Source organism: Kitasatospora sp. CB01950 (assembly GCF_001905465.1).
In the GTDB taxonomy this organism is placed as follows: domain Bacteria; phylum Actinomycetota; class Actinomycetes; order Streptomycetales; family Streptomycetaceae; genus Kitasatospora.
The window spans coordinates 56,996-72,716 of sequence record NZ_LISX01000008.1; the positions used below are offsets into that span (position 1 = coordinate 56,996).

Annotated in this window: 16 protein-coding genes; 2 read left to right on the forward strand and 14 right to left on the reverse strand. The window is 72.8% G+C overall.

From position 1 onward, the window contains the following. Positions 1–177 precede the first annotated feature (177 nt). From AMK19_RS20735 to AMK19_RS20745, 3 genes are all read right to left on the reverse strand, one after another. On the reverse strand, positions 178–381 hold the full coding sequence (locus AMK19_RS20735; protein WP_073813930.1) for a hypothetical protein: 204 nt from the start codon (positions 379–381) through the stop codon (positions 178–180). A gap of 382 nt (positions 382–763) precedes the next feature. Next, positions 764–1,057 carry an acylphosphatase gene (locus AMK19_RS20740; RefSeq protein WP_073813932.1) on the reverse strand — a complete coding sequence of 98 codons (294 nt, stop codon included), beginning with the start codon at positions 1,055–1,057 and terminating at the stop codon, positions 764–766. Between the two features lie 121 nt (positions 1,058–1,178). Further along, on the reverse strand, positions 1,179–1,979 hold the full coding sequence (locus AMK19_RS20745; RefSeq protein WP_073813934.1) for a hypothetical protein: 801 nt from the start codon (positions 1,977–1,979) through the stop codon (positions 1,179–1,181). A 170-nt stretch (positions 1,980–2,149) separates the two neighbouring features. Here AMK19_RS20745 and AMK19_RS20750 point away from each other — a divergent pair, with 170 nt between their 5' ends. After that, positions 2,150–3,418, forward strand: a complete 1,269-nt coding sequence (locus AMK19_RS20750; RefSeq protein WP_073813936.1) for an MFS transporter — start codon at positions 2,150–2,152, stop codon at positions 3,416–3,418. 57 nt (positions 3,419–3,475) lie between these two features. Here AMK19_RS20750 and AMK19_RS20755 read toward each other — a convergent pair whose 3' ends face one another. After that, on the reverse strand, positions 3,476–4,855 hold the full coding sequence (locus AMK19_RS20755; protein WP_073813938.1) for a hypothetical protein: 1,380 nt from the start codon (positions 4,853–4,855) through the stop codon (positions 3,476–3,478). Between the two features lie 201 nt (positions 4,856–5,056). On the opposite strand from AMK19_RS20755, the gene AMK19_RS20760 reads away from it, so the two are divergent. Next, positions 5,057–5,968, forward strand: a complete 912-nt coding sequence (locus tag AMK19_RS20760) for a hypothetical protein (RefSeq protein WP_073813940.1) — start codon at positions 5,057–5,059, stop codon at positions 5,966–5,968. Between the two features lie 4 nt (positions 5,969–5,972). Here the strand turns inward: AMK19_RS20760 and mutM are convergent, their stop codons facing one another. The 10 genes from mutM to AMK19_RS20810 form a co-directional block, all read right to left on the reverse strand. Further along, positions 5,973–6,827 carry a bifunctional DNA-formamidopyrimidine glycosylase/DNA-(apurinic or apyrimidinic site) lyase gene (gene mutM / locus AMK19_RS20765; RefSeq protein WP_073813942.1) on the reverse strand — a complete coding sequence of 285 codons (855 nt, stop codon included), beginning with the start codon at positions 6,825–6,827 and terminating at the stop codon, positions 5,973–5,975. A 7-nt stretch (positions 6,828–6,834) separates the two neighbouring features. After that, the gene (gene rnc, locus AMK19_RS20770) at positions 6,835–7,623 is read right to left on the reverse strand and encodes a ribonuclease III (protein WP_073813944.1); all 789 of its coding nucleotides are present in this window, start codon (positions 7,621–7,623) and stop codon (positions 6,835–6,837) included. Positions 7,624–7,643: 20 nt separating this feature from the next. Further along, positions 7,644–7,817: a 50S ribosomal protein L32 gene (rpmF, locus tag AMK19_RS20775; RefSeq protein ID WP_030056747.1), complete on the reverse strand. Its 174-nt coding sequence runs from the start codon at positions 7,815–7,817 to the stop codon at positions 7,644–7,646. Positions 7,818–7,866: 49 nt separating this feature from the next. Beyond that, positions 7,867–8,490, reverse strand: coding sequence for a YceD family protein (locus AMK19_RS20780; protein ID WP_073813946.1), 624 nt, complete (start codon positions 8,488–8,490; stop codon positions 7,867–7,869). A 127-nt stretch (positions 8,491–8,617) separates the two neighbouring features. Further along, the gene (locus tag AMK19_RS20785; protein WP_073813948.1) at positions 8,618–9,757 is read right to left on the reverse strand and encodes a hypothetical protein; all 1,140 of its coding nucleotides are present in this window, start codon (positions 9,755–9,757) and stop codon (positions 8,618–8,620) included. A 129-nt stretch (positions 9,758–9,886) separates the two neighbouring features. Further along, the gene (coaD, locus tag AMK19_RS20790; RefSeq protein ID WP_073813950.1) at positions 9,887–10,372 is read right to left on the reverse strand and encodes a pantetheine-phosphate adenylyltransferase; all 486 of its coding nucleotides are present in this window, start codon (positions 10,370–10,372) and stop codon (positions 9,887–9,889) included. A 32-nt stretch (positions 10,373–10,404) separates the two neighbouring features. Next, a complete protein-coding gene (gene rsmD / locus AMK19_RS20795) occupies positions 10,405–10,989 on the reverse strand; it encodes a 16S rRNA (guanine(966)-N(2))-methyltransferase RsmD (protein WP_073813953.1) in 585 nt (194 codons plus the stop codon). Between the two features lie 86 nt (positions 10,990–11,075). Next, a complete protein-coding gene (locus AMK19_RS20800) occupies positions 11,076–11,585 on the reverse strand; it encodes a hypothetical protein (protein WP_073813955.1) in 510 nt (169 codons plus the stop codon). A 106-nt stretch (positions 11,586–11,691) separates the two neighbouring features. After that, positions 11,692–13,896: an ATP-dependent DNA helicase RecG gene (gene recG / locus AMK19_RS20805; protein WP_073813957.1), complete on the reverse strand. Its 2,205-nt coding sequence runs from the start codon at positions 13,894–13,896 to the stop codon at positions 11,692–11,694. 37 nt (positions 13,897–13,933) lie between these two features. Next, on the reverse strand, positions 13,934–15,538 hold the full coding sequence (locus AMK19_RS20810) for a DAK2 domain-containing protein (RefSeq protein ID WP_073813959.1): 1,605 nt from the start codon (positions 15,536–15,538) through the stop codon (positions 13,934–13,936). Positions 15,539–15,721 lie beyond the last annotated feature (183 nt).

Below are 15,721 nucleotides of genomic sequence, written 5' to 3' on the forward strand. Positions count from 1 at the left end.
GGTGGCGGTTTGGCCACGCCGTGAGCGGGGCAGGTTGGGACGAAAGAAGACCGCGCACACGACGAAGGGACGTCCGCCTCGGACGTCCCTTGCAGGCTGCCATCCCCTCAGTGGGGGACGCTCAGTGCGTCACAGCGTCGATCGTGAGGACCACGAGCGATCGGTTGACCGTTTCGATCAGGTGAGGGCCGGCTCGCGCTGGTCCAGGTCGATGCTGTTGAGCAACGAATGCTCGTCGGCGACGGCGATCAGCGCGTCGTTCTCGGCCTGGAGTTTCGTGAGCTCGTTCTCCAGGTCCTGGACGCGCTGCTGAAGCCGCCGCATCTCGGAGAGCATTCGCGGGTCGGGGCCGCCGACGTACCCGAGAAGCGCCTTTGCCATGATGTGTGGTCCTCCACGCTGAGTGACCGAACCGTGTACGGTGTGGGTCTTGGGGGAAGGGATACGCACGCGCCTGCGCGCCGGACGTGCTGGCTGGGCACTACGGGACAGCCGCTGGTGAGTGGCATGCTCACACGGCGGAGCCTCGCCGGTAAACTCAGGCCTGTACGCGGGTTTCCAGCGTCTCACCAAAGACCGTACGGGTCAACACGATCACCGCACGCTACCGCGCCCCTGTCACCTGCATGGCGGGGTCTTCACGCCATCGGCCGGGGTAGTGGATCACTACGCCTGCGGAGTCAACCACGAGTCTGCCCGGTTGGCAACCGCATGACACCGGCAGTTGCCGGCGGCTCTCCTCCGACCGGCAACTGCGGTGTGTTCATCGGATCGCGAAGCTCTCGTATCCGTCGCCCACGGCGCTCCAGATTTCCGTGACTCCGCTGACCCGACCTGGCGTTCCGGGCCCGCGCAGCGCGGCGAGCAGCCGCTCGCAGTCCGCGCGCGGCCCCTCGGCGACCACCTGGACGCGGCCGTCGCCGAGGTTGCTCGTATAGCCCGTCAGCCCGATCTCCAGGGCCCGCGCCCTGGTCCACCAGCGGAACCCCACCTGCTGGACGCGCCCACGCACCCAGATGGTGGCGCGGACGGAACGATGACTGTCGCGACCTTGCATGCGTCGACCATAGTCGGGCACTTCAGGGGCGTACGGAACGGGCTTCACGCCCCTTCCACCGTGCCCCCTCATCGGCCCGCGCGCATCCACGGCATCGACATCGCCGCCGCCCCGCGCCGCCTCAGCGGTGCGGCTCGGCCAGCCGGTGCAGCGTCCAGCCGCGGCCGGCCGGATCCAGCGGGGCGGTGGCGGCGGTGAACAGTTCGGCGGCGCGGCGGTAGGAGAGTCGGGCCCGGCCGGTGAGCGGGCAGCGGTCGCGCTCCGGGGTGCCGGCCGGGGCCCGCCGGTCGGTGAGGAACAGCGGGCCGGCGCTGCGGCCGGCGATCAGCAGCGGCAGCAGCCGGGCGGCGCCGCCACGCCAGCGCAGCGGGCGTTCGCCGGCGGCCGGCCGGGTCTGCCGGTCGGCCGGGTCGAGCCGGTCGACGTCCAGCGCCAGCAGGCGTTCAATGGGCGCGCCGGTCTCCCGCACCAGGTGCCAGAGCACCTTCTCGCGCAGCGGCGCCCGCAGGGCGAGCACGGCCCGCACCTGGGCGTCGGTGAGCGCGGGTTCGGGCGCGGCGGCGGGCAGCGGGCGCAGGCCCTCGGCGGGGTCGGCGGTCAGCCAGCCCCGCTCGCGCCAGTGCCGCAGGGCGGCCCGCAGCGCGGACAGTTCGCGGTTGGCGGTGCGCGCGCCGACCGCCTCGGCCCGGGCGGCGAACGCCTCGGCGACCCGCCGGGGCGCGTCCGGCCCGTCCAGCAGGGCGAGCGGCAGCACCGGCGGCGCGGCCCGCCGCCGCTCGGCGCCGACCGGCGGGGTGCGCCCGACCAGCAGCCAGGCCCAGGTGTGCAGGGCGATCCGGTAGACCCGCCGGGAGCCCGCCGAGAGCGGGGCCTCCGCCAGGTAGTGCTCGGCCGCGACGGCGAACTCCACAGGTGGTGCCATACCCGCAGTAAATCGCCGCGCCGATGCGGCGTCAACACCCCCTCCCACTGCGGTAAACAGCACGGTTTACTGCGACACCGATCGTCCTCCGAAAAATTGATGCCACAACGCTCAAGTTTCTCTCCGGAAGTCCTTGCCGGACGCCGACGCGGCGGTGCAGTCTGCCGGTCATGGTGCTGACCTCACGACGGCTCGCCGTCCTGCGCGGGCGGGAGTTCCGCCTCTTCTTCCTCGGCTATGCCGTCTCCCTGTTCGGGTCCTCGATGGCCTCGGTGGCGGTGGCCTTCGCGGTGCTCGACGGCGGGGGCGGCGGCTCCGGGCTGGGCGTGGTGATGACCGCGCGGATCCTGCCGATCGTGCTGCTGCTGGTGCTCGGCGGCGCGGCCGCGGACCGGCTGGGCCCGCGCCGGGTGATGCTCGGCTCGGACGGGCTGCGCTGCGCGACCCAGACCGCGACGGCCCTGCTGCTGTTCACCGGGCACGGCGGGGTGTGGGCGCTGGCCGCGCTGATGGTGCTCTGGGGTCTGGCCGAGGCGGTGTTCATGCCGGCCCTGGACGCGTTGCTGCCGCGCCTCGTCCCGGCCGGTGAACTCTCCGACGCCAACGCCCTGTTGGGGATCGCCCGGAACGGCGTCGTGGTGGCCGGCCCGGCCCTCGCCGGTCTGCTGACCGCCGTCGCGGGCCCTGGCTGGGTGCTGCTGGTGGACGCCGCCTCGTACGCGGTCGGCGGCGCGGCGCTGGCCCTGCTCCGGCTGCCCACCGTCGCCCGGGACGCCGCCGACGAGCCCTCATTGCTATCCGAACTGCGGTCCGGCTGGGGTGAGTTCAGCTCCAGGCGGTGGCAGTGGGTGAGCGCGCTGCAGGGCTGCCTGTTCAACCTGCTGGTGTGGGCGCCGTTCCTGATCCTCGGCCCGGTGGTGGCGGACGACCGGCTCGGCGGGGCGGGCGGCTGGGGCGTGGTGATGGGCGCGTACGGTGCGGGCGCGGTGCTCGGCGGGCTGCTGCTGCTCGGCCGCCGACCGGCCAGGCCGCTGCGGACTGCGATTGCCGTGACGGCGGGCTGGGCACTGCCCTCGGGTGCGCTGGCGCTGGGGTGGCCGCTGCCGCTGGTGGCGGTCGCGGCGGCCGGCGCGGGGGTGACCTCGATCGTCTGCGGCACCCTGCTCGCGACGTTGACGCAGCGTCATGTCCCCCCGGAGGCGCTGGGCCGGGTCAGCGCGTACGGGACGCTCGGCGCGTTCGCGTTCGGCCCGGTCGGGCTGGCGCTGGCCGGGCCGATCGCCGACCGGGTGGGGGCGGGCTCGGTGCTCGGCTTCGGCGCGGTCTGGCAGCTGGTGTCCTGCGCGCTGACGCTGCTGGTGCTGGGCCGCCGCGAGCCCGCCGACCCGGCCGCCGTCGGAGCCGAGGCAGGCGAGGCCCCCTCCCCCGCCCGGGCATGACAGCGGCCCCCGGTCCGCAGACGGGACCGGGGGCCGGGGGCCGGGGAAGGTTCGACGTCAGTCGCCGAAGCCCCCGCCGAAGTCGCCGCCACCGAAGTCGCCACCGCCACCGAAATCCCCGCCGCCGAAGTCGGCACCGGAGAAGTCGGAGGAGTTGAAGGCCGCGCCCGAGTACTCGCCGGCGTCCGCGCCGCCGGTGTAGTCGGCGCCGCCACCGCTGTAGCCGTGGTCGTGGTGGCCGCCCGCGTAGGCGTAGCCCGGGGAGGAGATCATCGAGCCGAGCATGGTGCCGACCAGCAGACCGGGGAGCATGCCGCCGCCGAAGTAGCCGCCCGCCCAGGGGCTGTAGGCCGGGCCGGCGTTCCAGTACGGCTGGTGGCCGTGCTCGGTCTCCACCGTGCGGATGTACGGGTCCTGACCGACGGCCAGCCGGTTCGCGTCGTCGGCGCAGGCGGGGACGGTGCGTGCCGCGCCGCCGGGGGGAGCCCAGGTGACGTCGGTGGTGGAGGGGCCGTGCCGCGGGTCGAAGAAGCACGGGACGCGGCGCTCGGGCAGCGGGCGGCCGTCGCGGCGGGCGGCGAGGGTGGCCAGCGCGAACCGGCCGTCCTCCAGCGCCTCGGTGACCGGGCGGACGTCGTCCGGCTTCTTGGCCTCGTCCATGGTCCGCTTGGCGCGGTCGTAGGAGTCCAGTGCCCGGGTGTAGTCGGTGCGCTGGGCGTCGTCCGCGCCGGGGGCGCCGGGGTTGAAGTCGAGCCGGTCGAGTTCCTCGCCGAACGCGGTGATGTCCTCGTCCACCACGGTGCGCAGCTGGGCGAGTTCGGCGCGGGCCTTCTCCGCCTTGCGCTTCTTGGCACGGCGGAACAGCAGGAACACGCCGCCGCCGGCCAGCGCCAGCAGCGCCACGGGGACGACGATCCAGGCGGCGGAGGCGCTGTGCTGCGGGCCGTCGCCCTTGGTCTGCTTGACGGCCTGGTCGACGAAGTCGTTGACGGTGGCGTTGATGTCGCCGTTGTTGGCGCGGAAGGCGGAGCCGGCGATGTTGCTGACGGAGCCCTTCGACAGCGCCTTGGCGTCGGCGCGGGCGTCGAACGCGTTGCCGCGCCACACCGCGTAGACGCCGACGATGCCGACCTTGGTCCGCACGTCGTTCATCAGGCTCTTCGCGGGGTACGCCTGACTGTCCGGCAGCACCGCGACGAAGATCGGCTTGTCGGCCTTCTTCAGCTTCTTCGCCAGCGCGTCGGCCTGGTCCTTGGAGAACCGGCCGCTCATCGCCGGGTCGACGTAGACCTGGGTCTTCTTCAGCGTGTCGGTGGCGTCGTTCAGGCCCGCCGCCTGGGCGGGCGCGGACAGGCCGAGGACCATCAACAGGCCGAGCAGAGCGGCCAGCACGGCGGCCGGCCCGGTGGCTCGGGAGCGGCGAAGCACAGTTCTCATACCCCAGACCGTACCGGGCCCGACCCCGGATCCACGCCCTACCCCGGGACGGTCCCACCCTGAGGTCGTCCCCTACTCGGGGACGAGGCCACCCGGCCGAACCCCCGCCGACCGGCCGGAGTCTGGCCCCGCCCGGCCGTGTCGGGGCGTCGAGCAGGCATAGTGGTGCCGATCTTTCCTCCCCCGACAGGAGCTCCCAGCGTGATCCTCGGCCTCGTCACCGCCGTCGCCGCGTCCGTCTGTTACGGCACCGGATCGGTGCTGCAAGCCGTCGGCGCCCGGCGTTCGGCCCGGCAGGAGGCGGCCGACGGCACCGTCACCGAGCACGGCGGGCCGAGCCTCGCCTCGACCGCGAAGGCCGCCGTCACCTGGGAGTTCATCCTCGGAACGGTGCTGGACTTCATCGGTTTCGGGCTGGGTGCGCTGGCCGCGCGGCTGCTGCCGCTGTTCCTGTCGCAGACCATCATCAGCGCCAACCTGGTGATCACCGCGGTGCTGTCGGTCAAGCTGCTCGGGCTGCGGCTGCGGCAGTTGGAGTGGCTGTCGATCGGCATCCTGTGCAGCGCGCTGGTGCTGCTCGCGGTCGCCGCCGGACCGGAGGGCGGGCACCAGGCCGCCCGGTCCTTCCACTGGGCGCTGCTGATCGGCTCCGCGGTGCTGATCGCCGGCGGTTCGCTGATCGTCCGGCGGATGGGCTCCAACGGCGCGATCGTGGCGGGTCTGCTGTCCGGTCTCGGCTTCGGCGCGCTGGGCATCGGGGTGCGCATCCTGGACGGCATCGAGCCGTTCTCGATCACCGCGCTGCTGGCCGACCCGGCGCTGTACGCCATCCTGATCGGCGGCATCGGCGGCATGTACCTGCACACCGTCGCCCTGCAGGTCGGCTCGGTCAACGGCGCGACCGCCGCCCTGGTGGTCGGCGAGACCGTCGTCCCCGGCGCGGTCGGCGTCCTCTGGCTGGGCGACTCCTCCCGGCCGGGCCTGGCCTGGCTGGCCGTCCTCGGCTTCGTCCTCGCGGTGGTCAGCGCCGTCGGCGTCGCCTACTTCGGCGAGGAGGGCGGGGCGCTCCAGGCGGCCGCCGACGAGGAGGAGGCGAAGGCCGCGCACCGCTGACGGGTCAGCGCGGGCGGCGCTGGCACTTCGGGCAGTAGTAGCTGGAGCGGTTCATCCAGGCGTCGCGGCGCATCGGGGTGCCGCAGCGGCGGCAGGGTTCGCCCTCGCGGCCGTAGGCGTCCAGGTCGCGGGAGAAGTAGCCGCTCTCGCCGTTGACGTTGACGTACAGCGAGTCGAAGCTCGTCCCGCCGACGGCGAGGGCCGCGGTCATCACGTCGCGGGCGTGCCGGAGCAGGCCGAGCGCGGCGGGGCGGGTCAGGGTGGCGGTGGGCCGGTCGTAGTGCAGGCGGCTGCGCCACAGGGCCTCGTCGGCGTAGATGTTGCCGACGCCGCTGATCAGGGTCTGGTCGAGCAGGGCCCGCTTGACGGTGGTCCGCTTGGCCTTCAGCGCGGTGACGAACGCGGCGTCGTCGAAGCGCGCGTCGAGCGGGTCGCGGGCGATGTGGGCGAGCGAGAGCGGCGTGCACTCGGGGTCGTCGGGTTCGGTCTCCTCGACGGCGAGGCCACCGAAGGTGCGCTGGTCGACGAAGCGCAGTTCGGTGCCGCCGTCGGTGAACCGGAGCCGCACCCGCAGGTGCACGGAGTCGGCCATGTCGGCTTCCTGGACGAGCAGTTGGCCGCTCATGCCGAGGTGGCCGATCATCGACAGGCCGTCGCCGAGCGGCACCCACAGGTACTTGCCTCGGCGCTGCGGCGTGCCGAGGGTGCGGCCGCGCAGCAGGGCGGTGAACTCCTCTGCGCCGCCGGCCTGTCGGCGGACGGCGCGCGGGTGCAGCACCTCGATGTCGCCGACGGTCCGTCCGGCGGCCCAGCGGGCCAGGCCGCGGCGGACGACTTCGACTTCGGGGAGTTCGGGCACGGCGCGGTCAGGCCGTCGTGGCCGGCGGGTCGCCCTCGCCGTCCTGCTTGGCCTTGATGGAGCGCCAGGCGGACTCGGCGGCCTTCTGCTCGGCTTCCTTCTTGGAGCGTCCGCTCCCGGAGCCGTAGTCCTGGCCGGCCACCCGGGCGGCGGCGGTGAAGGTCTTCTCGTGGTCCGGTCCGGACTCGGCGACCACGTACTCGGGAACGCCGATGCCGACGGCAGCGGTGAGTTCCTGGAGGCTGGTCTTCCAGTCGAGGCCCGCACCGAGCAGCGCCGATTCCGCGATCAGCGGGTCGAACAGCCGGTGGACGAAGTCCGTGGCCGAACCCAGGCCCTGGTCGAGGTAGATGGCGCCGATCACGGCTTCGACGGTGTCGGCGAGGATCGACGACTTGTCGCGGCCGCCGGTTCCTTCCTCACCCTTGCCGAGCCGGATGAAGGCTCCGAGGTCCAGCCCGCGGCCGACCTCGGCGAGCGCGCGGGAATTGACCACCGCGGCACGGAGTTTGGCGAGCGTCCCCTCGGCGACCTCCGGGTGGAGGCGGTAGAGGGTGTCGGTCACCACCACGCCCAGCACCGAGTCGCCGAGGAATTCCAGGCGCTCGTTGGTGGGCAGCCCGCCGTTCTCGTACGCGTACGAGCGGTGGGTCAGGGCACGTACCAGAAGGGCGCGCTCAAGTGAGTACCCGAGGCGCCCTTCCAGGACGTCGTATTCGGTCGAAGCCGGCCCGCCGCCCTTACCCCCGTTGGTACCGGGGGTCGGCTTGCGAGAAGAATTGCTGCCGTCCGACATCGATCCGTGCACCCCGCCGATCAGACCGAGAGGACCTGGCGACGGTTGTACGTGCCGCAGCTCGGGCACGCAATGTGCCCAAGCTTCGGCTCGTGGCAGCGGTCGCACGCGACGAGCGCGGGCACGACGGCCTTCCAGTTGGAACGCCGGTGACGCGTGTTGCTGCGCGACATCTTCCGCTTCGGAACAGCCACGGTAAATCTCCTGGTTCTACGGCGAGACCCTCACGGGTACCGCTGTGTCTTATTCCTCGTCACCCTCGTCGCCGGGGGCGGCGGAGAGTCCCTGCAGGGCCGCCCACCGGGGGTCGGCGGCGTCGTGGTGGTGCGACGGGTCGTCGCTCAGGCGGGCTCCGCATTCGGAGCACAGACCCAGGCAGTCGTCCTGGCACACCGGCTGCAGCGGCAGTGCGAGCACCACCGCGTCACGCAGCACCGGCTGGAGGTCGAACAGGTCGCCCTCCAGGCGGTAAGTCTCGTCCTCGGACTCCTCGTCGAAGTCGTCTCCCGCGATCGCGCGGTGACGCTCCTCGGACTCCGGGTAGTAGTAGAGCTCCTGGAAGTCGACCTCCAGGTCGTCCTCCAGCGGCTCCAGGCAGCGGGAGCACTCGCCGGTCACGTGGGTCTCGGCGGTGCCGGTGACCAGCACACCCTCGACCACGGACTCCAGGCGGAGCTCCAGCTTGACCTCGCTCTTCTCCGGGACGCCGATCACATCCGCGATGCCCAACTCCGCCGGGGCCTCCAGGGTGCGGGACACCTTGCGCAGCGAGCCGGGGCGACGGCCGAGCTCGTGCGTGTCGAACACGAGGGGGTCGCGGTGGTCGAGGCGGTTCAAGGTTTCCTGACTTCCTGGTGGCGCACGCATTCCTGCGTGGCGCGAGTGTGGTTCCTGCGGTGCGCGGCCCGGACGCGGGCACGCGGCGAACCCGGCACAAGCTGGCCGGAGTGGTCAGACTACCCGAGAGTCCGGGCCGAACCCAACTCGCCCGGGGTCAGCGTCCGCCGAGCTCCCGCAGCCGGGTCATGTCGATCATGCTGGTGTCGAAGAAGCTGGTCTCGTCCAGCCCGGCCTGCTGCTGGGGCAGCTGCGGCACCTGCTGGGGCTGCTGCTGGTAGCCGTTCGGGTCGGCGGGCAGCGGGTTGCCCCACTGGTCGTAGCCGGGCTGCTGGTACGGCTGCTGCTGGTAGTACGCCGGGTCGGCCGCCTGCTGGTAGCCGTACGGCTGCCCGTACGGGTCGGCCTGGGGGGCCGCCGCCGGGTCGTAGCCGCCGCCGTACGCCTCGGCGTACTGCGGGGTCTGCGGCTGGCCGTACTGGCCCTCCGCGGGGTTCTGCCAGTCGGCCGCGGCCGGGGCCGGCTCGGGCCAGCTCTGCTGCTGCGGGACGTCGGCGTACCAGGACTGCTCGCCGTCGCCCGTGGCGAAGCCCGCCGCGACCGCCTCGGCGCGGTCCTTGAGCTGCTGGGCCTCGTCGGCGGCGGCCAGGTAGGCGCCCAGATCGTCGATCGGGGCCTTGCCGAGCAGCTTGTCCCGGCCCTTGCCGACCGCCTCCAGGGTCGCCGACAGCACCGCCTCCAGGGTGGCGAGCTTCACATCGACGTACTCGTCGGCCTCCGGGCTGGGGCTGATCCGCTGCGGCTGGAACTCCTCGCCGTCCTCGGCGCCCTCTGCGCCCTGCTGGTACACCCCGGCCTCGCCGCGCAGCTTCTGCCGGCCGCGGCCGACCGCGCCGAGCGTCTTGGTGAGCACCACCTCGAAGTTGGCGAGCTTGGAGTCGACGTAGTCGTCCGCCTCGGCGAGCTTGGTGCGCTCCTCGGTGCGCGCCTCGGCGAGGATCCGGTCCGCCTCGGCCTGGGCCTGCCGCACGACCCCGGTGTCGGAGATCAGCGAGCCGCGCTCGTCGTGCGCGCCGCGGATGATCTGGTCGGCCTGCGCCTGGGCGTCGGCCACCATCTGCTGATGGTCCGCCACCACGGACTGCGCCTGGGCGAGTTCGGCGGGCATCGCCTCGCGCAAGTCGCGCAGCAGGCCGGTCAGTTCGGCACGGTTGACCACGCAGGAGGCCGACATCGGCATCGCCTTGGCCTTCTCGACCATCGCGATGATCTCGTCGAGTTTCTGCTGCACGTCCACGGGCGTCTTCAGTCTTTCCGTGTGCCGCCGAAGTGCGGCGGAGGCAGTGCCACGAGTCCGCGAACAGCGGTCCCGGGGCCGGGAGTACAGACTGTACGGCCACCCACCCCGCCGCTCACAACGCCTTCGTCACTTGCGGCGTTCGGCGATCCGCTCGACCAGTCGCGCGTGCACCAGCGCCGGCAGCAGGTGGGAGACGTCGCCGCCCAGCGTGGCCACCTCCTTGACCAGGCTGGAGGACAGGAAGCTGTACGTCGGCGAGGTCGGCACGAACAGCGTCTCCACGCCGGTCAGGCCGTGGTTCATCTGCGCCATCTGCAGCTCGTAGTCGAAGTCGCTGACCGCGCGCAGGCCCTTGATGATCGCCGGGATGCCGCGTTCCCTGCAGTAGTCCACCAGCAGGCCGCTGTGCGGCTCCACCTGGATGTTGCCCAGGTGTGCGGTGGTCTCCTCGATCAGGCCGATCCGCTCCTCGGCCGTGAACATCCCCTGCTTGCTGCGGTTCACCGCCACCACCACGTGCACCACGTCGTACAGCTTCGAGGCCCGCTCGATGATGTCGAGGTGTCCGTTGGTGATGGGGTCGAAGGACCCCGGGCAGACGGCGCGGCGCATGGGTGTGCTCCCTTGTGGGGCGGGATGTTCTGCTACGAGTCTTGGTCAGCCCCGGCAGCGGCGCGACCGTACCAGAGCGTGCCCTCGCCGTACCGGCGCGAGCGCAGCCCTTCGAAGCCGTCCGGCCAGCCGAACTCGCCGCCTCGGGTGCTGCGTTCCACGGTGACGAGAACGTGCTCGGACAGCCAGCCCCCCGAGCGGAGTGTGACCAGCATCTCCCGCAGTACGGAGTCCTCCACCGCGTACGGCGGATCGAGGAACACCAGGTCGTACGGCTCGGCCGGCGGCGGCCCCTCGATCACCTTCTCCGCCTTGTCCGCCCGCACCTCCGCGCCCGGCAGCCCCAGCGTCCGGACGTTCTCCCGCACGGCCTTCACCGCGCTCGCGTCCGCCTCCACCAGCAGCGCGTGCGCCGCGCCCCGCGACAGCGCCTCCAGCCCGACCGCGCCGCTGCCCGCGAACAGGTCCAGCATCCGCGCCCCGGCGATCGGCCCGAACAGCGACTCGACGGTGGAGAACATCGCCTCCCGCGCCTTGTCGGAGGTCGGACGGGTGTTCCGGCCGGGCGGCACGACGAGCCGGCGGCCTCCGGCACGGCCGGCGATTACGCGGGGCATTACGTTCCTTAGGTGGGAGGGGCTGCGCGCCCGACCATAGCTGACAAATAGTGCATGGCCGGGCGCGCAGCCCCTCACGTCAGGGCCTACTCGTTGGACACGGCGCCGAGCAGCGTGGGCGACGCGTACCGCGACCAGGACAGGCAGCCGTCCGGCGGGCAGTACTCCGGGCGGCGCGGGTCGTGGCCGAGCTCGCGCAGCTTGGTGCGGACGGAGTCGGGCGTGCGCCCGTAGCGGGCGGCGATCCGGGCGATGGTGTCGCCGTCGTGGAAACGGCGGACCAGCTCCTCCTCGTGCTGCGGCACCCACGGGGAGCCGTGGCCGGGGTAGAGCTCGCGCAGCACGTCGCGGTCGGGGATGGGCTCGGAGACGTCGGCGACGATCGCCAGCGCGCGCAGGGCGCGGTTGAGCGCGATGCGCAGCGAGGCGACGTCCTCCACCGGGAGGCGGAGCTTGCCGGAGGCGACCGGGTTGGCGGCGTTGCCCTCGCGCCAGCCGGTCAGGGTGAGGGTGACTTCTCGGTCGTCTTCGCTGGCGACCTCGATCCGGAAGACCTTGTCGCCGAGCGGGAGCTCGTTGAGGTGACGGAATGCCATGCAATGACCCCCAAGTCTCGCGTCGGGGACGCCACTTGGAGTGCGCCCCGAACAACTGCATTCTCTCCCGGGGCACTGACAATCGGTCCTGTTCGAACGGCCCTTCTCAGCCCTTCTCCAGATATTCCGCGCGGTCCTCGTCGAGCAGGCTCTCCAGGGCCGTGCGCAGCTCGGGGTGGGCGGCGAGTTCGGGGTCGGCGGCGACCAGCCGGGTGGCCTCGGCGCGGGCGGTGGCGATGACGTCCTCGTCGTCGAGGACGGACAGCACCTTGAGCGAGGACTTCACGCCGGACTGGGCCTGGCCGAGGACGTCGCCCTCGCGGCGCTGTTCGAGGTCGATCCGGGAGAGTGCGAAGCCGTCCAGGGTGCCGGCCACGGCGTCGAGGCGGGCGCGGGCGGCACTGGCCGCCGGCATGTCGCTGACCAGCAGGCACAGGCCGGCCGCGGAGCCCCGGCCGACCCGGCCGCGGAGCTGGTGGAGCTGGGAGACGCCGAACCGGTCCGCGTCCATGATCACCATGACGGTGGAGTTGGGGACGTTGACACCGACCTCGATGACGGTGGTGGCGACCAGCACGTCGACCTCGCCGGCGGCGAACCGGCGCATCACGTCGTCCTTGGCGTCCGGGGCGAGCCGGCCGTGCAGGATCTCCACCCGCAGCCCGGCGAGCGGGCCCTTGGCGAGCTTCTCGGCGGTCTCCACCACGGCGAGCGGCGGCCGCCGCTCCTCGCTGTCCGCTCCCCCGTCCACTTCTTCCGGGTCGTCCTTGCGCTTCTTCTTCCCCTTCGGCGCGTCCTCCTCGTCGCCGATCCGGGGGCAGACCACGTACGCCTGGTGGCCCTTGCCGACCTCCTCGCGGACGCGTTCCCAGGCGCGGGTGAGGAAGTTGGGCTTCTCCAGCGCGGGGACGACGTGGGTGGAGATCGGGGAGCGGCCGGACGGCAGCTGGTCGAGGACGGAGGTCTCCAGGTCGCCGAAGACGGTCATCGCGACGGTGCGCGGGATCGGGGTGGCGGTCATCACCAGCAGGTGCGGGGGCTGTTCGCCCTTGGCGCGCAGCGCGTCGCGCTGTTCGACGCCGAAGCGGTGCTGTTCGTCGACGACGACCAGGCCGAGGTCGGCGAACTGCACCTTGTCCTCGATCAGGGCGTGCGTGCCGATGGTGATGCCGGCCTTGCCGGAGGCCATGTCGAGCATCGCGCCGCGGCGGGCGGCGGCGCCCATCGAGCCGGTGAGCAGGGCGACCCGGGTGCCGATCTCCGAGCCGCCGATCATGCCGGCCTCGGCGAGCTCCCCCATCATCTCGACGATCGAGCGGTGGTGCTGCTGGGCCAGCACCTCGGTGGGCGCGAGCAGCACGGTCTGGCCGCCGGCGTCGACCACGGCGAGCATGGCGCGCAGCGCGACCAGGGTCTTCCCGGAGCCGACTTCGCCCTGCAGCAGGCGGTGCATGGGGTGGTCGGTGGCGAGGTCGGCGAAGATCTCGGCGCAGACCTTCTGCTGGCCGTCCGTCAGGGTGAACGGCAGCCGGGCGTCGAAGGCGTCCAGTACGCCGTCGGGGACGGCGCGGCGCGGGACGGCGGGCAGCGCGGAGTCGGCGGCGCGGCGCTGGGCGAGGGCGACCTGGAGGACGAACGCCTCGTCCCAGCGCAGCCGGTTCTGGGCGCGTTCCTTGTCGACCTGGTTGCGCGGGCGGTGGATCAGTTCGAGCGCCTCGGGCAGCGGGATCAGCTCGTGCTCGGCGCGCAGTTCGGCGGGCAGCGGTTCGCCGACGTCCGCCAGGTGTTTGGTGAGGGCGAGTTCGACGCAGAGCGAGAGCTTCCAGCTGGGCAGCTGGGCGCTGGCCGGGTAGACCGGGATGAGCCGGCCGGCGAACTGTTCGGCCGCCGACGAGCCCTCCTCTTCGTCGATCAACTGATAGTCGGGCGAGGCGAGTTGGCGGGTCCGGTTGAACATGCCGACCTTGCCCGCGAACAGGCCCTGCAGGCCGGGCTTGAGGTCCTTCTGCCGCCAGCCCTGGTTGAAGAACACCAGCGACAGCCGGGAGCGGCCGTCGGTGACCACCACCTCCAGCCGGTCGCCCTTGCGGCCGCGGAACGGGATCAGCGTGACCTTCTCGATCCGGGCCAGCACGGTGACGTGCTCGTCCACCTCCAGCTCGTCCAGGCTGGTGAGCTGGCCGCGCTCGACGTACCGGCGCGGGTAGTGGTGCAGCAGGTCGCCGACCGTGCGCAGCTTGAGGGAGTCGGCCAGCACCTTCGCGGTGCGGTCGCCGACCAGGTCCTTCAGTGGTTCATCGAGAGCGCCCATCGGGTCCCATTTCACACCACAGGTCGGACGTCCCGGCTCACTCGACGCCGATCAGCAGCGGCGCGGCCTCCTGGCCGCCCCGGTAGGCGACGGTGTCGACCTCGGGGCGGGTGCGCCTGGCGTGCGCGATCAGGCGGTCGGCGAGGTCGGCGGGGGCGTCCTCGCCGAGCACCAGGGTGACGAGTTCGCCGGACGCGGCGATCATCCGGTCCAGTACGGCGACGGCGGTCTCGGTGAGGTCGCGGCCGATCACCGCGACGTCGCCGTCGATCAGTCCGAGCACGTCGCCGGCCTGGCAGACGCCGGCCATCGTCCAGGACTCGCCCTCGGCGACGGCGAGTTCGGCGTAGCGGGTGGCGCCGGCGGCGGACGTCATGGCGACCATGTCCTCGTCGAAGCGGCGGCCGGCGTCGTGCACGGCCAGCGCGGCCAGGCCCTGCACCGGGGAGCGGGTGGGCAGCACGGCGATCCGCACGCCCTCCTCGCGCAGCTGGTCGGCGGCGGCGCCGGCGGCGGCCCGCAGTTCGGGGTCGTTGAGCAGCACGATCACCTCGCGGGCCGCGCAGCGGTGCACGGCGGCGACCAGTTCGGCGCTGGCGGGGGCGCGGTCCGGGTCCGCTTCGAGCACCACCGAACCGGCCTGCTCGCACAGTTGGGCCAGCCCGCTGCCGGTCACCACGCTCAGCACGGCCCGGCCGTGCGAGACGGTCTCCTCGCGCTCGCCGGAGCGGGCCGCCGCCTCCGCGAAGTGCGTGATCCGGATCCGGTACGGCCGTCCGGCCTCGACGCCGGCCTCCACGGCCGCGCCCGCGTCGTCCACGTGCACGTGGACGTTCCACAGGCCGTCGCCGCCGCCGATCACCAGCGAGTCGCCGAGCCGCCCCAGCCGTTCGCGCAGCCGCGGCAGCTGTCCGTCCTCGGCCTCCAGCAGGTAGATCACCTCGAACGCGGGGTGGCCCGGGCCCGGCGGGCGCTCGTGGCCCTCGCAGCCGGCCACCACCACCGGGTCCTCGCGGCGCAGCGCCACCGGACCCATCGGCTGCTGCCCGGACACGGCGTCCACCAGCGCGCCCAGCACGGCCACCAGCCCCCGGCCGCCGGCGTCCACCACGCCCGCCTCGGCCAGCACCGTCAGCTGGTCCGGGGTGAGCAGCAGCGCCTGCCGGGCCGCCCGGTACGCCTCCCGGGCCTGGCCGGTCAGCCCGTCCGCGGCCTTCGCGGCGTCGGCGGCGGCCGCGGCGACGGTCAGCAGGGTGCCCTCGACCGGTTCCGCGACGGCCAGGTAGGCGGAGCGCGCGCCGTTGCCGAGCGCCTCCGCCAGCTCGCCGCCCTCGGCCAGCACCTCGGCGAGGCCGCGCAGCCACTGCGCGAGGATCACGCCCGAGTTTCCGCGCGCCCCGATCAGCGCTCCGCGCGCCGCGACGTTCGCCGCCGCGGCCAGCGTGGGCTGCTCCTCCTGCGCGAACATGCCGTCCAGCGCCTCGGCGGCGGACTCCACGGTCAGGTACAGGTTCGTCCCGGTGTCGCCGTCCGGTACCGGGTAGACGTTCAGCGCGTCGATCTCCTCGCGGGCCTGGCCGAGGGCAGCCAGCGCGAGCCGGCACCACGTACGGACGGCCGGGGCGTCGAGGGTGTCCAGCACCAGGTCTCCTCCGGGTGAACGCCACGGAAACCCGACGGGACGCGGTGGCGAGGGCGATGCTGGCAGGTTATCGGCCCTCGCGACACCGCCCGCGGCACCCTCCGACCCAGGTCGGGGGAACGATCACCCCGGCGGCCGTGGTAGTTTCGTTGAGCGGGATGCACCGTTGTATGCTCTCCCGGT

What these genes read in the sequence shown, in the direction of transcription:
- AMK19_RS20735 (WP_073813930.1), bottom strand. Translation starts at nt 381, where the DNA reads ATGGCAAAGGCGCTTCTCGGGTACGTCGGCGGCCCCGACCCGCGAATG.
- AMK19_RS20740 (WP_073813932.1), bottom strand. Translation starts at nt 1,057, where the DNA reads ATGCAAGGTCGCGACAGTCATCGTTCCGTCCGCGCCACCATCTGGGTG.
- AMK19_RS20745 (WP_073813934.1), bottom strand. Translation starts at nt 1,979, where the DNA reads ATGGCACCACCTGTGGAGTTCGCCGTCGCGGCCGAGCACTACCTGGCG.
- AMK19_RS20750 (WP_073813936.1), top strand. Translation starts at nt 2,150, where the DNA reads ATGGTGCTGACCTCACGACGGCTCGCCGTCCTGCGCGGGCGGGAGTTC.
- AMK19_RS20755 (WP_073813938.1), bottom strand. Translation starts at nt 4,855, where the DNA reads ATGAGAACTGTGCTTCGCCGCTCCCGAGCCACCGGGCCGGCCGCCGTG.
- rnc (WP_073813944.1), bottom strand. Translation starts at nt 7,623, where the DNA reads ATGTCGGACGGCAGCAATTCTTCTCGCAAGCCGACCCCCGGTACCAAC.
- AMK19_RS20780 (WP_073813946.1), bottom strand. Translation starts at nt 8,490, where the DNA reads ATGCGTGCGCCACCAGGAAGTCAGGAAACCTTGAACCGCCTCGACCAC.
- coaD (WP_073813950.1), bottom strand. Translation starts at nt 10,372, where the DNA reads ATGCGCCGCGCCGTCTGCCCGGGGTCCTTCGACCCCATCACCAACGGA.
- rsmD (WP_073813953.1), bottom strand. Translation starts at nt 10,989, where the DNA reads ATGCCCCGCGTAATCGCCGGCCGTGCCGGAGGCCGCCGGCTCGTCGTG.
- AMK19_RS20800 (WP_073813955.1), bottom strand. Translation starts at nt 11,585, where the DNA reads ATGGCATTCCGTCACCTCAACGAGCTCCCGCTCGGCGACAAGGTCTTC.
- recG (WP_073813957.1), bottom strand. Translation starts at nt 13,896, where the DNA reads ATGGGCGCTCTCGATGAACCACTGAAGGACCTGGTCGGCGACCGCACC.